The sequence below is a fragment of the Sphingopyxis sp. H073 genome, from assembly GCF_001468395.1.
Lineage (GTDB): Bacteria > Pseudomonadota > Alphaproteobacteria > Sphingomonadales > Sphingomonadaceae > Sphingopyxis.
On sequence record NZ_LNSG01000001.1, the window covers coordinates 210,228 to 224,375 of the forward strand.

The following is a 14,148-nucleotide window of genomic DNA, read 5'->3' on the forward strand; positions in this document are numbered from 1 at the left end:
CATAGACAAACAGCCCTGACAAAGGGTTAACCGGGCCGCGGCGATGCGATCAGTCGAGTGCGATTCCGATCAGCTTGATCCGCGCCGCCGCCCCGCGCAGCAGGGTCAGATCGCGCCGCGGAAGGTCCAATGCTGCCGCCAGCACGGCCAGCACTGCGTCATTGGCGGCGCCGTCGGCGGGCGGCGCGGTGACCCGCACCTGCACCGCGCCCTCGACGATCCGCACCTCGTCGCGCCGCGCGCCCGGCGTCACGCGCACCTCCAGCCGGCCCGGCGCTGCAAGGATGCGCAGTGCCGCGGTCAGCGCGGGGTCGGGGCGATATTTCAGACGGTGACGACCAGCTTGCCGACCGCGGTCCGGTCGCCGAGCTTGGCGATCGCCTTGCCGCCGTCGGCGAGCGCGAAGCTTTCGGTGACGCGCGGCTTGATCTTGCCCTGTTCCCACAGCTGGAACAGCCGCGCGATATTGGCGCGGTTGCGCGCCGGTTCGCGCATCACGAACGCGCCCCAGAAGACGCCCGCGACGTCGCAGCTCTTAAGCAGGGTCAGATTGAGCGGCAGGCGCGGGATGCCCGCAGGGAAGCCGACCACGAGATAGCGGCCTTCCCATGCGATCGACCGCAATGCCGGCTCGGCATAATCGCCGCCGACCGCGTCGTAGATGACGTTCGCGCCATTGGGACCGACCGCTTCCTTGAACTTGTTGGCGAGCTCTTTCGACTGGTCCTTGTCGAACGGCTGGCGGCCATAGACGACGACCTCGTCGGCGCCCGCCTGACGCGCGATCTCGCCCTTCTCCTCGCTCGACACGCCCGCGACGACGCGTGCGCCGAATGCCTTGCCGAGCTCGACTGCGGCAATGCCGACGCCGCCCGATGCACCGAGTACGAGCAGCGTGTCGCCTTCCTCGATATGCCCGCGATCGACGAGCGCATGGATGCTGGTGCCATAGGTCATCAGCAGCGACGCGCCCTCGGCGAAACCGTGGCTTTCGGGCAGGTGATAGACATTGTGGACCGAGACCGCGACCGCCTCGGACATGCCGCCGTTGCCGCAGCCCGCGATCACGCGCTCGCCGACCTTGAACTCGGTCACGCCTTCGCCGACCTCGGCGACGAGGCCGGCGACTTCGCCACCGGGCGCGAAGGGGCGTTCGGGTTTGAACTGATATTTATCCTCGATGATCAGCACGTCGGGGAAGTTGACCGCGCAGGCCTTCACATCGATCACGATCTGGCCCTTGCCCGCGGTCGGGCGCGGCAGTTCGCCAAGGGCGAGCGTTTCGGGGCCGCCGGTTGCGGTCGACAAGAGAGCCTTCATCATCTTCTCCTCTGTTTGATTATCAGGCGGCGGGCCGCATCCACGGCCGCTCGGCATCGAGCTTCGCTTCATAGGCGCCGATCGCGGCGTCGCTCTTTTCGGTCAGCGAAATCTCGTCGAGCCCTTCGAGCAGGCACATCTTGCGGAAGGGATCGATCTCGAAGACAAATCGGTCCTGGAACGGCGTAGTCACCGTCTGGGTGTCGAGGTCGACATGCACCGGATCGGTCTGTGCGACCTCCATCAGCCGGTCGATCGCCGCTTGCGGCAGCACCACGGGCAGGATGCCGTTCTTGACCGCATTGCCCGAGAAGATGTCCGAATAGGAGGGCGCGATGACGACGCGGATGCCAAGGTCGCCGAGCGCCCAGGCGGCATGCTCGCGGCTCGACCCGCACCCGAAATTGTCGCCCGCGATCAGGATCGGCGCGCCTTTATACTCGGCGCTGTCGAACAGATTGTCGGGATCGGCCCGCAGCGTCTCGAACGCGCCCTTGCCCATGCCCTCGCGGCTGGTGGTTTTCAGCCAGTGCGCCGGGATGATGACGTCGGTGTCGACGTTCTTGAGGCCCAGCGGGATCGCGCGGCCTTCGACTTTCTCGATCGGCGTCATGCCATCAACTCCCGCACATCGGTGAGCCTGCCGGTCACCGCCGCCGCCGCCGCCATTGCGGGGCTGACCAGATGCGTGCGGCTGCCGGGGCCCTGACGGCCGACGAAGTTGCGGTTGCTCGTGCTGGCGCAGCGCTCGCCGGCGGGCACCTTGTCGGGGTTCATCGCGAGGCAGGCCGAGCAGCCCGGCTCGCGCCACTCCAGCCCCGCATCGGTGAAGATGCGGTCGAGCCCTTCGGCCTCGGCCTGCGCCTTCACGAGGCCCGAGCCGGGGACGACGATCGCCCATTTGACGTTGTCGGCCTTCTTGCGGCCCTTCACGATCGCGGCGGCGGCGCGCATGTCCTCGATGCGGCTGTTGGTGCAGCTGCCGATGAAGATATTCTCGATTCTGACGTCCTGCATTCGCGTGCCGGGTTCGAGGCCCATGTAAGCGAGCGACTTGGCGGCCGCCGCCTGCTTCGACGGATCGGCGAAGCTCGCAGGGTCGGGGACGGTACCGGTGATCGGGACGACATCCTCGGGGCTGGTACCCCAGGTCACGCTGGGCGCGATATCGGCGGCGTCGATCACGACAGTCTTGTCATAGGTCGCGCCGGGATCGGTCGCGAGGCTTTTCCAGTAGGCGACCGCCGCGTCCCAGTCGGCGCCCCTGGGCGCATAGGGGCGACCCTTGAGATAGGCGAGGGTCGTCTCGTCGGGCGCGATCAGCCCTGCGCGGGCGCCACCCTCGATCGCCATGTTGCTGACGGTCAGGCGGCCCTCGATGCTGAGTGCGCGGATCGCGCTGCCGGTATATTCGATGACATGGCCGGTGCCGCCCGCGGCGCCGATCGTGCCGGTGATGTGGAGGATGACATCCTTCGCGGTCACGCCGGGGCCGACCTCGCCCTCGACGCGGACTTCCATCGTCTTCGCGGGCTGTAACAGCAAGGTCTGCGTGGCCAGCACGTGCTCGACCTCGCTCGTCCCGATGCCGAAGGCGAGCGCGCCGATGCCGCCGTGGCACGCGGTATGGCTGTCGCCGCACACGATCGTCGTGCCGGGCAGCGAAAAGCCCTGCTCGGGGCCGACGACATGGACGATGCCCTGTTCGGGCGCGACCGCGTCGATGTAGCGGATCCCGAACTCGGGCGCGTTCTTCTCGAGCGCCGCCAGCTGCGCCGCGCTCTCGGGATCGGCGATCGGCAGCTTGTTTCCGCCCGCATCCTTGCGCGCCGTCGTCGGCAGATTGTGGTCGGGCACCGCCAGCGTCAGGTCGGGACGGCGGACGGTGCGCCCGCTCGCGCGGAGCCCCGCGAAGGCCTGCGGGCTGGTGACTTCATGAACGAGATGGCGGTCGATGAAGATCAGGCAGGTACCGTCGGGGCGCTGTTCGACGACATGCGCGTCCCAGATTTTCTCATAGAGGGTGCGGGGCCGGGTCATGCCGGTTCACTTACGCCAGTCGGATAACAATGCAAGCGAGTGGGACACAAAAACGCAATTTTCGGTCGCACGACCATCCTTTCTTCGTCATGCCGGACTCGATCCGGCATCCCGCTTTGCGACGCCGATCAGCGGGACTCCGGGTCCAGTCCGGGGTGACGAGAGATGATAGCGCTGTTGCCGTAACAAGCCTATAATCCCCCCATGTCGACGCTCGCGATCATCCTGCTCATTCTTGCCACCGTCGCGGCGATGGAGGGCGTCGCCTGGGCGAGCCACAAATATATCATGCACGGCTTCGGCTGGGCATGGCACCGCGACCATCATGAACCGCACGACCGGGTTCTGGAGAAAAACGACCTGTTCGCCATCGTCGGCGCGGCGATGAGCATTGCGATGTTCGCGATCGGCAGCCCGATGATCCTCGGCGATTCGGCATGGGAGCCGGGGACATGGATCGGGCTCGGCATCCTTTTCTACGGCATCATCTACACGCTGGTGCACGACGGGCTGGTCCATCAGCGCTATTTCCGCTGGGTGCCGCGCCGCGGCTACGCCAAGCGGCTGGTGCAGGCGCACAAGCTCCACCATGCGACGATCGGCAAGGAAGGCGGGGTCAGCTTCGGTTTCGTGCTCGCGCGCGATCCGGCGAAGCTGAAGGCTGAATTGAAGGCGCAGCGCGAGGCTGGGGTTGCCGTCGTGAGGGATGCGCTCGTCGACTAAACCTTCGTCATTGCGAGGAGCGAGGCGACGCGGCAATCCAGAGTGTGCGGTAACCGCTCTGGATTGCTTCGCTCCGCTCGCAATGACGGATCTTTTAGGCCGTCCGGTAATCCGCCGTCATCGCGCCCGCCGCCGCCAATTCGGCTTCATGACTCTCCTCGCGCCACGTCTCCAGTAGCGCCTGCCGCTCCCATTCGACCATCGCGGGATGCGCCAGCACATGGTCGACCCATGCCTGCCCGGCACCGACGTCGAGGCCGTAAGTGCGGATGCGGAAGGCGACCGGTGCGAAAAAGGCGTCGACGGCTGAGAAGTCGGTCCCCGCCAGCCACGGCCCGCCAAACCTCCCGAGGCCTTCCTCGAACAGCTCACGGATACGCGCCACGTTGCTGCGCAGCGCATCCGACATCGGCTTCGGCGTAACGCGCACCCCGACATTCATCGTGCAATCGTTGCGCAGCGCCGCAAAACCGCTGTGCATCTCCGCCGTCGCGCACTGCGCCCAGGCGCGCGCGTCCGGATCGGCGGGCCACACGCCCGCGTGCCGGTCGGCAAGATAGAGCGCGATGCCGAGCGAATCGTATATGGTGCGCCCTTCGTGCAGCAGCGCCGGAACCTGGCCGGTCGGCGAGAAGCTGCGGAACGCCTCGTAATTCAAGGGCTTGGCGAAGGGCTCGATCCGGTCCTCGAACGATAGGCCCAGCGCGCGCATCAGCACCCACGGCCGCAGCGACCAGCTCGAATAATTGCGGTTGGCGGTGATCAGCACATACATGCGTCGCGCTCCTGACGGGCGAGGGGAGAGGTGTAGCCGGGGTCATGCGCGAAGGGGAGCGGCGTCCGGTTACGCAGTGCGGTCAGCACGCTGCCGAAGTCGGTTTCCGCCCGCCAGCCGAAGCGGCGCTCGGCACGCGACGGATCGTACACGCGGTCGATGGTCTCGGGGAGCACCCAATTTTCGGCCGCATAAAGTTCGGCCGCATCGGGAAAATGGCGCGCGATCACGGCGCGGGCATCGCGCGCCAACTCTTCGGCATCTTCACGCACGAAAGGCGGCGGGGCCGAGAGGATGAAGGTGTCGCAGCCAATCTGCGGCGCGGCTTCCAGCGCGGCGAGATGCGCTGCAGCGGCATCCTCGACGGTCAGGCGGCGGCCCAGCAGTTCGTTCGCTTTCAGGTTCGGCCCACTCGGGACCGCATGGGTGTCGTCATCCTCGGGAAAGAAGCGCCCGGTGCGCAGGATCAGGGCATGGATGCCATGATCGCGGTGCACCAGCCTCACCGCCTGCTCGGCGGCAAGCTTGGTGATGCCATAGATGTTGCGCGGCTCGAGCGGACCGAAATCCTCGTCCATCCACCACGCGCCATGCACGCCCGCGCCTTCGCGCACATCGGCGCGCACCATCAGCGAGGTGGTCGAGGTGAAGAGGAAGCGGTCGTTCCCGGCCGCGACTGCCGCCTCGATCAGGTTGAGCGTGCCCGTCACGTTGACGTCGATAAAGGCCTGCCGCGGATAGCGGACGATATCGGGCTTGTGCAGCGCGCCGCCGTGGATGATCGCCTCGATCCCATGCTCGCCCATCGTCCGGTCGATCAGCGTGCGGTCGGCGACGGTCCCGATCACCTGCGTATGGGTGCCGGGCACGACATCGAGCCCGGTCACCGCATGGCCGTTTTCAGTCAGCAGCGGGGCGAGAGTGCGCCCGAGCCAGCCCGACGATCCGGTAAGCAGCACGCGCATCGATGATTCTCCTCTTCGCTTTGACGCGCCCGATACACGGGGCAGGGAAGGCGCGCGCTACTTTTTGAGGCTCGCGGTGACCGGCCCGGCCCCGGCCGCGCCGCCTGTCGCCGGGGGCAGTTCGCTGAGGTCGAGCCAGGCGGCGTCCGCGCGCCCGTGATAACTGTCGATCGCCGCAAACGGGATGCGGAAGGGAAAGCCCCAATCGCTGTTCCACAGCGCGACGACGCCGGTCTTCGTGGCCGGTTCGAAAATCATCGTCGCGCGGTAGCCCGACACCGCACCCGAATGCCCCTCGAGCCGGTGGCCGTCATAGCTGAAGCTCCGCCAGCCGAGCCCGTAGCCGGCATCGCTGATCGCCTGCCGCAACGAACCCCCATACAGGCGGTCGGTGCCAACGCGGGGGTGATGCGCGATCTGCAACACGCGGGGAGGCAGCACATCGGGGCGGTTCCCCATCATCGCCTGCATCCACGTCGCGAAATCGACGATATCGCTTTCGACCCCCGCGGCGGCGGGCACGCGCCAATAGGCTGCCTTGGCGGGGAGGACCTGTGCGCCGCGATGCGGGCGCGCCCAGTCCTTCGCGCCCGTCAGCCGTTCCATCCCGTAACCTGCGCTGACCATGCCAAGCGGCAGGAACAGACGATCCTCGACCGCGTCGCCGAACGGCTTGTGCGCCGCCTTCGCCAGAACCTCGCTTGCGGTGTCGAAGGCGATATTCTGATAGGTGTGGCAGGTGCCGGGCTCGCATTGCAGGGGCGCGGCGGAAAGGCCCGCGCGCAGCTGCGCGGGATCCTGTCCCTCTTCCAGCTTTTCGTCATAGGCGTTTTTGGTCAGGCCCGTGCGCTGCGACAGCACATCGGCCAGCGTGATCCGCGCTTCGGCGCCGCCCGGCAGGCGCAGCGAACTGTGCCAGTCGGCGACCGGATGGTCGAGATCGACGGTACCTTCCTTCGCCATCGTCGCCGCCATCGCGCCCGTCGCGGTCTTCGAGACCGAGGCCCAGCGGAACAGGGTCTGCAGCGTGACCGGCGTCCCGGTTGACTTGTCGGCGACGCCATAGGCGCGGACAAAGCGCAGTTTGCCGTCCTCGACCACCGCGACCGCGAGGCCCGCCATCTCGGGTCGCTGCGCAAGGGCGGACAATTGCCGGTCGAGCGTCTTGTAATCGATCCGCCCCTGCCATTCGGTGGGCGTGTCGGGCAGGTTTTCGGAGGGCCGGAACGGGATCGGGATGCTGGCGAGCGGTTGGCTGCTGCCAAAGGCGCGAACGCCGAACCAGCCGGCCGATACCAGCGCGGCCACCGCAATCAGACTTACAATAACGCGCTTCATGGACTCGTGACTAAACTGCGACCCTATCTGTGGCCGCCGTCTTAGCCGCGACTTGTCCCTCCGTCACCCCCGCCGGGGATCAGGGCGCAAGATATCCCCAGGCTTTGATCGTACCGGCGGCGTGGACGGCGCCGAAGACCAGCACGATCGCCGACGACCATAGCGCGAATTCGGCGCTGTGGGTTTGGCGGGCGAGGTTGACCGGCACGAACAACAGGCCGCGCAGCAGGTAGATGGCGGTAATGACGACAAGGCCCGGGCGCAGCAGCGGCAGGCGCGGCAGCGATCCGGCGCCCGAAAAGGCATAAGCGGCCCAGACAAGCAATGCCGCCGCTATGCCCAGCGTGATCAGCGCCGGCCGCCAGTCGCCGCGCGCCGCGGCGCGTGCCATGGCTTCGCCGGCGCCGAAGAAGCGGTACCAGTCGGGCCCGCCGAAGATGCAGGCAATGTGCGGCACCGCCGCCGCCACCGAGAGCCATCCGCCGACGAGCAGCCAGGTGGCGCCGGGGCTGGCCGCAAGGTCAGGCAATATAATGGGCCGTAGTCTTTGCCGCGACGTCCTCCGCCGTCACCCCCGGTGCGAGTTCGATCAGCCTGAACGGGCTGTCATGATCGTCGCGCTTGAACACCGCGAGGTCGGTGATGATCATGTCGACGACATTCTTGCCGGTCAGCGGCAAGGTGCATTCGGGGATGAACTTCGGGCTGCCGTCCTTGGCGTTATGCTCCATCACGACGATGATCTTCTTGACCCCCGCCACCAGGTCCATCGCGCCGCCCATCCCCTTGATCATCTTGCCGGGGATCATCCAGTTGGCGATGTCGCCGTTTTCTGCGACTTCCATCGCGCCGAGCACGGTCAGGTCAATGTGCCCGCCGCGGATCATCGCAAAGCTCTGCTCCGACCCGAAATAGGCCGATTGCGGCAATTCGCTGATCGTCTGCTTGCCGGCGTTGATCAGGTCGGCGTCCTCTTCGCCCTCGAAGGGGAAGGGGCCGATACCGAGCATCCCGTTTTCCGACTGCAGCGTCACTTCCATCCCCTCGGGGATATGGTTCGCGACCAGGGTCGGGATGCCGATGCCGAGGTTGACGTAATAGCCGTCCTGCAGTTCCTTCGCGGCGCGCGCCGCCATGTCATCACGCGTCCAGCTCATCGGCTCGGCTCCCATTGCTTGTCGGAGGGGAAAGCGTCGTCCCAGCCCAGTTTCTCCCATGGGCCATAGACGGGATTGGGGAACAGGAACCAGCCCTTGTCCCAGAGTGCGGTAGTGCCAGTGCTCGTCGCGAGCGCCATTCGCTGTGCAGCGGGCAGATCCTTCACGTTGAACTGCTGGCTGAAATCGCCGAGCTGGTCGCCGCCGAGGATGATCACGCAATATTTCGACGCGATGGTGGCGCGTCGCCCGTCCTTGCTCGACCCGCCGGCGTCATCGCCCATCAGGAACAGCGTCTCGCCATGCTTGAACTCGCCGAGCCCGGCGGCGCGCAGCGTGTCTTCGCTGCCCTTGGCATTGGCGGCGCTGCGGTTGGTATTGACGATGACGGTTATGCCCGCCGCGCGCAGGGCGTTCACCATATCGACGCTGCCCGGCATCGCGACCGCCTTGCCCGCGCCGGTCTTTTCCCACTGGTCCCAGATTTTCGGATCGAAAGCGGTGCCCCGCTCGGCGAAATAGCGCATCGGGCCAAGGTTCCAGATCAACGTCTCGTCGGCATCGAACACCGCGGCGAAGGGCTTGTTCCCGCAAGGCTCGAACGCCGGGGCATCCACGCCCGCGCCCGGCGCCAGCACGACGCTGTCCTCCGGCCGCTGCTTGATCCGTCCCACAGCATAATCGACGATCCGCGCATTGGTCGCACGCACCGCGACCGCCGCCTCGGGCGAGCCATAGAGATATTGCAACGCTACCGGCGGCTTGGCAGCGTCAGCGGGAGCGGATGCCGGAGGGTGGGCGGGCGGCGGAGCCGGAGCCACCTCTGCCGGCGCGCTCGCGCACCCGGCAAGGAGCAGCGCGGCAGTAAGGGCTAAGCTGCGCATCACGCGGTCTCGCGCGGGCGCGTCGTGCGGAATTCGATCTTCTTGTCGTAGGGCGCGCCGACGATCATGCGCTTCACATAGATGCCGGGCAGGTGGATCGCGTCGGGGTCGAGGCTGCCGGTGGGCACGATTTCCTCGACCTCGGCGACGCAGATTTTCGCCGCGGTCGCCATCGGCTGGTTGAAGTTGCGCGCGGTCTTGCGGAAGATGAGGTTGCCGCTCTCGTCGGCCTTCCACCCCTTGATGATCGCGAGGTCGGCGAAGATGCCGCGTTCGAGGATATAATCCTGCCCGTCGAAGCTCTTCACTTCCTTGCCCTCGGCGACGAGCGTGCCGACACCGGTCTTGGTGTAGAAGCCGGGGATGCCCGCGCCGCCGGCGCGGCAGCGTTCGGCGAGCGTGCCCTGCGGGCAGAATTCGACCTCGAGTTCGCCCGCGAGATATTGCCGCTCGAATTCCTTGTTCTCGCCCACGTAAGACGAGATCATCTTCTGGACCTGCCGCGTGCGGAGCAGCTTGCCGAGCCCTTCGCCGTCGATCCCGGCATTGTTGCTCGCGATGATGAGGTCTTTCGTGCCCGCGTCGCGGATCGCGTCGATCAGCCGTTCGGGGATGCCGCAAAGGCCGAAGCCGCCCGCGCAAATCTGCATGCCGTCGAAGAGCAGGCCTTCGAGTGCGGCGGCGGCGTCGGAATAGCGCTTGTTCCCCATGAAACGGCCTCCTTGATGAATGATCGCGCGAGATTGGCGCATTTGATCCATCAATTCTAATTTTTCTAATTTTCGATTATGCATAAACAATGTCTATCAGTCGCGTCTCGCTCTATCACCTCGAAACCCTGCTCTGGATCGACCGGCTCGGGACCTTCTCCGCGGCCGCCGAGCGGCTCAACACGACGCAGCCCGCAGTATCGGCACGGATGCGTGAGCTCGAACAACGACTGGGAACAAGGCTGTTCCGCCGCGACGGGCGCACGATGTCGCTGACCGCGGCGGGGCGCAAGCTGGTGCGCGACTGCGATCCCTTGCTCCGCGACATGCAGGTCGCCTTGCTCGGCAGCGGCGGTTTTGCCGAGGCGAGCGGAGTGGTGCGGATCGGCGCGGGCGAGATCGCGGCGGCAAGCTGCCTGCCCGCCTTCGTTGCCGACCTCAAGGCCGACATGCCGAATGTCGGGCTGGAGATCGAGATCGATCTGACCGCGAACCTGATCCAGCAACTGCTGACGGGGCGCACCGACATCGCCTTCGCCGCGGGGCCGATCGCGCACCCGGCGCTCAAGACCCAGCCGATCGGCGAGGTCGCGCTGATGTGGCTGGCGAGCCCCGCGGTCGCGGCGGCGTTCGCAGCGGGCGAGGCGCAGCTTCCGGTCTGGTCGCTCGCCAGCCACTCGCCGATCCACGGCCGGATGCGCGATGCGATCGAGGCATCGCGGATCGCGCAGGAATCGCTCAATCTCTGCAACAACGCGCGCACGATGATCGATATCGCGAAGGCGGGCGGCGGAGTCGGCATCTTTCCCGAACCGATGGCGCGGGCAGAGGTCGCCGCAGGCGCGCTGGTCGAGCTTTCGGATATGCCGGTACTCGCGCCCGTCGCTTTTCATGTCGCAATGCGCGTGTCCGACAGCGAGCCCGTGCTTGCGCGCATCTTCGAGCGCTCGGCGCTGCTCAGCCTTTCCGTGCCGCCTCAATTTTGACGCCGGTCAATGATCGGCGGCGGCGGTGGGCCCATTAAGGGCCGACACCAAAGGAGTCTGCCATGCGTTCGATTCTCGTCCATGCCGATCATGACAAAGCCAATGAAGTCCGCCTGCAGACCGCGCTCGACATCGCGCGGCGTCTGCGCGCGCATCTGACGCTGCTGATCGCGACTCCGTTCCGGCAGTTCGTCGCCGTCGATCCCTTCGGCGGCAGCTATGTCCTCGCCGAGGCGATGGCGAAGGCGCAGGCCGACGATGCGGCGCTCGAAGCCGCGCTGTCGGCGCGGCTCGGCGGCGAAGATGTGCCATGGGATATCGTCACTGCCGACGGCGACATCGTCGGGTCGCTCGCGGCGGCGGCGGCCTTTGCCGATCTCGCCGTGGTCAGCCTACCCGGCAAACCCGGTAGCGGCGTCGGCGAGCCGTCGATGCTCGCTGGCGACCTCGCGATCGCCGCCGCGGCGCCGGTGCTCGCGCTGCCGCGCGAGGGCGGACGGCCCGACCTCGACGCTCCCGTAATGGTCGCGTGGAACGGCAGCGGAGAGGCTGCGAACGCGCTGCGCACCGCGATCCCGCTGCTCGCCGGGCGGCGCGTCGAACTGGTCTCGGTGGGCAAGGACGACGGCAGCTTTCCCGCGACCGACGCGCTGACCTATCTCTCGCGCCACGATATCCATGCCGAGGCGCGGATCGTCGAGCGCGGCGGCGTGACGGTCGAGGAGGCGCTCGAAAAGGCGGCCGAGGCGATGGGCGCCGGGCTGATCGTCATGGGCGCGTTCGGCAAGAGCCGCCTTCGCGAAACGCTGTTCGGCGGGGTGACGCAATATCTGGTCACGAGCGGCCGCTTCCCGTTGCTGCTCGCGCACTAGGTTCCTGACCCTAGGTCGAGGACACCGGGCGCGCGATTTCAGGGTAAGGGCAGTTCCAGCACCGCCGACAGATCGGCGAGCGCCTGTTCGCCGCTCGTCACCTTGATCGCGTGCATGCCGAGCTGGCTCGCGGGTTTGCAGTTGATGCCGAGGTCGTCGAGATAGACGCAGTTCGCGGGGTGGGCGTCCAGCGCCTCGCACATCATCTGATAGATGCGCGGGTCGGGCTTGCGCACCCCCGCCTTGCTCGATTCGATGACATGCGCAAAGCGCGCCATGATGTCGGCGACCTCGATCGCGGCTTCCGCGCTGCGCGTCATCCCCGCGCCGCGAATGCCCATCTTGCCACCAGGGACGTTGTTCGTGATGCACGCGATGGTGAAGCCGCTGTTCTTCAGCGTATCGAGCGCGGCAACCATCGCCGGGCGGACCGCGCCCGCGATGACCGCGAGCACCGCTTCGCCTTCGAGCTCGTGCCCCAGCGCACGCGCTTCCTCGGCAAACAGCGCGTCGAACGCCGCGGCGTCGATCTCGGCGCGCTCGAACTTCGCCCAGGCATTGTCGTCAGGGTTGGTCGCATTGACCCGGCGCACGAAGTCGTGCGGCAGCCCGCGCTCGGCCTCCAGCCGGTTGAACGCCTCGAAGGGCGAAGCGGTGATGACGCCGCCGAAGTCGAAGATGACATGGGTGTAGCGAGACATGCGGCGGCTAGAGCCGAGATTGACGTTAACGTCAATCCGGTCGCGCGTCGCTGCGCTACTTCACCCGATTGCCCGACCAGCTCGCATCGTCGATCGTCAGGTCGAGCCGGTCGGGCGAGCGCACCGTGTCGAGTAGGAAGACATAGGGCCCGCTCGCTGCGAGGATCGCGTCCATCGCCTTTTCGAGGGGGATCGTCACGGTCGGGATGCGCGCATAGCTCGACTTCACTTCGACCTTGTTCGGTCCGACGCGCGTGACGGTGATCGTGACACCACTCTTCGACGAACCGCGCGCGTCGGAGATCACGTCACCCCTGTAGGTGCCGGCAACGCGATCGGCGAGGTCGGTCTTGCGCGGCGCGGTGGCGGGCTTGGTTTCGGCATGGGCCGCGGCGGGCAGCAGCAGCGCGGCCGCGACGGCGAGGGAAAGCGAACGAAGCATATCTGGTCCTTTCAGGGAGCAGCTTGTACCGCCATTTGGTTCTTGGCGAGCCATTTGCAGGCCGCCGTGTGCCGAATGGCGGTATAAGCTAGGGTTCGACGATGATCCCTGCCTTGGGATCGGCGCGACCCGACAGCATTTCCTTGTAAGCCTCCAGCGCGGCTTCTCCGCCGCTGCGCTTGTCGATCCGCGCCAGCCGCGGCGCGACCTCCATGAAGCCGACCCAAGCCTCGGCGACCTTCTGCCCGAATACCGCGCCGCCCCAGTCGGCGATCCGCTTCTGGCTGCGGCCGGGCGCGAAAAAGCCCTGCCGCTCGGGGCCGGGCAGGCCTTCGACATCGGCCTGCGCGTCCCAATGCGACTTGCCGACGATGATCGACGCCTTGAGCTGCCCCCCGAAATGGCTGTGGACGCTGCGCGTCACCGCGCCATTGCCCGCCATATCGACGAGGGCCGAGGGCGCCCCGGCGCTCAGCGTCATGATCTGATCATAGCTGATGACGCGGTCGTAGATATTCTGCGCGGCCAGCGCGTCGACATTCGCAGCGCTGGTCAGGCCGACGATCTCAGGCCGCGGCTCGGGCCGCTGCTTCAGCGAGAAGCCAAGCCCGATCGCGGTCTTGCTCGACGCGCTCGCGATCAGGATCTGCTCGGCGCCATAATCGCCCTCATCCTCGAACTGGTCGGCGATCAGCCAGCCGGTCAGGAACAGCGGGCGGAAGACCGGCCAATAATCATGATCGGCGGCGCGATAGTCGTGCAGCGCCTCGATCCGCTGGTAATGATTGTAGATGGGCGGCAGCGTCGTGCGGCGCGGCGTTACGTCGGTAAAGCCGCCGAGGCCGACATTCCCGGCGGTCAGCACGGCCGTCTCGGCCATCGGGTAATAGCCGTAGAAGCGGTCGCCGGGCGCGACGCCCTCGGCCGCGCTTTCGGTCACCGTCGCGAACCCCCAGACGGGCAGCCGGCTGGGCTCGCCGCGCTCGGCGAAGAAATCCCAATAGCCCTGATCCCTCCCATTTTTATCTGGGCCGAACAGCCCCGCGGGCTTCCCGAACACCGCATAGGTGATGTTGTTCGCGGTCATCGCATAGCTGTCGAGATGCACGCGGAGCTGCCCGGGCGCGAGCGGCGGCGAGGGGTCGTCGACCAGGCTGGCCTGCTTCACGTCGTCACGGTCGATGTCGATCGCCCAAGTCATGTCCGGACCCCTCCGATATCTTGCCCGCAGCCGC

General features: G+C 66.7%; 17 protein-coding genes. 3 read left to right on the plus strand and 14 right to left on the minus strand.

Annotation, left to right across the window (positions count from 1 at the left end; all coding sequences use genetic code 11):
* Positions 1-49: 49 nt before the first annotated feature.
* The 4 genes from ATE64_RS01055 to leuC all read right to left on the minus strand — a co-directional run bounded on the left by ATE64_RS01055 (position 50) and on the right by leuC (position 3,360).
* The gene (locus ATE64_RS01055; RefSeq protein ID WP_231728999.1) at positions 50-259 is read right to left on the minus strand and encodes a DUF167 domain-containing protein; all 210 of its coding nucleotides are present in this window, start codon (positions 257-259) and stop codon (positions 50-52) included.
* A 65-nt stretch (positions 260-324) separates the two neighbouring features.
* Complete coding sequence (locus tag ATE64_RS01060) at positions 325-1,320, minus strand: NADPH:quinone oxidoreductase family protein (RefSeq protein WP_058456968.1); 996 nt, start codon at positions 1,318-1,320, stop codon at positions 325-327.
* Positions 1,321-1,342: 22 nt separating this feature from the next.
* Positions 1,343-1,933: a 3-isopropylmalate dehydratase small subunit gene (leuD, locus tag ATE64_RS01065; RefSeq protein WP_058456969.1), complete on the minus strand. Its 591-nt coding sequence runs from the start codon at positions 1,931-1,933 to the stop codon at positions 1,343-1,345.
* Complete coding sequence (gene leuC, locus ATE64_RS01070) at positions 1,930-3,360, minus strand: 3-isopropylmalate dehydratase large subunit (protein ID WP_058456970.1); 1,431 nt, start codon at positions 3,358-3,360, stop codon at positions 1,930-1,932. The genes leuD and leuC overlap by 4 nt, the downstream gene beginning before the upstream one ends.
* Positions 3,361-3,564: 204 nt before the next feature.
* Between leuC and ATE64_RS01075 the strand changes: the two genes are divergently transcribed.
* Positions 3,565-4,083, plus strand: a complete 519-nt coding sequence (locus tag ATE64_RS01075; protein WP_058456971.1) for a sterol desaturase family protein — start codon at positions 3,565-3,567, stop codon at positions 4,081-4,083.
* A 94-nt stretch (positions 4,084-4,177) separates the two neighbouring features.
* On the opposite strand, the gene ATE64_RS01080 is transcribed toward ATE64_RS01075, so the two are convergent.
* The 7 genes from ATE64_RS01080 to ATE64_RS01110 form a co-directional block, all read right to left on the minus strand.
* Complete coding sequence (locus ATE64_RS01080; RefSeq protein WP_058456972.1) at positions 4,178-4,858, minus strand: glutathione S-transferase family protein; 681 nt, start codon at positions 4,856-4,858, stop codon at positions 4,178-4,180.
* Positions 4,846-5,823 carry an NAD(P)-dependent oxidoreductase gene (locus ATE64_RS01085; protein WP_058456973.1) on the minus strand — a complete coding sequence of 326 codons (978 nt, stop codon included), beginning with the start codon at positions 5,821-5,823 and terminating at the stop codon, positions 4,846-4,848. The genes ATE64_RS01080 and ATE64_RS01085 overlap by 13 nt, the downstream gene beginning before the upstream one ends.
* Before the next feature lie 57 nt (positions 5,824-5,880).
* Positions 5,881-7,161, minus strand: coding sequence for a serine hydrolase domain-containing protein (locus ATE64_RS01090; protein ID WP_058456974.1), 1,281 nt, complete (start codon positions 7,159-7,161; stop codon positions 5,881-5,883).
* Between the two features lie 79 nt (positions 7,162-7,240).
* The gene (locus ATE64_RS01095) at positions 7,241-7,690 is read right to left on the minus strand and encodes a hypothetical protein (protein WP_058456975.1); all 450 of its coding nucleotides are present in this window, start codon (positions 7,688-7,690) and stop codon (positions 7,241-7,243) included.
* The gene (locus ATE64_RS01100; protein WP_058457034.1) at positions 7,683-8,318 is read right to left on the minus strand and encodes a CoA transferase subunit B; all 636 of its coding nucleotides are present in this window, start codon (positions 8,316-8,318) and stop codon (positions 7,683-7,685) included. Before ATE64_RS01100 ends, ATE64_RS01095 begins: the two co-directional genes overlap by 8 nt.
* The gene (locus ATE64_RS01105) at positions 8,315-9,202 is read right to left on the minus strand and encodes an HAD family acid phosphatase (RefSeq protein ID WP_082657525.1); all 888 of its coding nucleotides are present in this window, start codon (positions 9,200-9,202) and stop codon (positions 8,315-8,317) included. The genes ATE64_RS01100 and ATE64_RS01105 overlap by 4 nt, the downstream gene beginning before the upstream one ends.
* The gene (locus ATE64_RS01110; RefSeq protein ID WP_058456977.1) at positions 9,202-9,912 is read right to left on the minus strand and encodes a CoA transferase subunit A; all 711 of its coding nucleotides are present in this window, start codon (positions 9,910-9,912) and stop codon (positions 9,202-9,204) included. The genes ATE64_RS01105 and ATE64_RS01110 overlap by 1 nt, the downstream gene beginning before the upstream one ends.
* Positions 9,913-10,001: 89 nt before the next feature.
* Here ATE64_RS01110 and ATE64_RS01115 point away from each other — a divergent pair, with 89 nt between their 5' ends.
* The gene (locus ATE64_RS01115) at positions 10,002-10,898 is read left to right on the plus strand and encodes a LysR family transcriptional regulator (protein ID WP_058456978.1); all 897 of its coding nucleotides are present in this window, start codon (positions 10,002-10,004) and stop codon (positions 10,896-10,898) included.
* Positions 10,899-10,960: 62 nt separating this feature from the next.
* Complete coding sequence (locus ATE64_RS01120; protein ID WP_058456979.1) at positions 10,961-11,770, plus strand: universal stress protein; 810 nt, start codon at positions 10,961-10,963, stop codon at positions 11,768-11,770.
* A gap of 38 nt (positions 11,771-11,808) precedes the next feature.
* On the opposite strand, the gene ATE64_RS01125 is transcribed toward ATE64_RS01120, so the two are convergent.
* The 3 genes from ATE64_RS01125 to ATE64_RS01135 form a co-directional block, all read right to left on the minus strand.
* Positions 11,809-12,471, minus strand: a complete 663-nt coding sequence (locus ATE64_RS01125) for an HAD-IA family hydrolase (RefSeq protein ID WP_058456980.1) — start codon at positions 12,469-12,471, stop codon at positions 11,809-11,811.
* 55 nt (positions 12,472-12,526) lie between these two features.
* Positions 12,527-12,913 carry a hypothetical protein gene (locus ATE64_RS01130; protein WP_058456981.1) on the minus strand — a complete coding sequence of 129 codons (387 nt, stop codon included), beginning with the start codon at positions 12,911-12,913 and terminating at the stop codon, positions 12,527-12,529.
* Between the two features lie 88 nt (positions 12,914-13,001).
* Positions 13,002-14,114, minus strand: a complete 1,113-nt coding sequence (locus ATE64_RS01135) for a DUF2855 family protein (RefSeq protein ID WP_058456982.1) — start codon at positions 14,112-14,114, stop codon at positions 13,002-13,004.
* Positions 14,115-14,148: the final 34 nt, after the last annotated feature.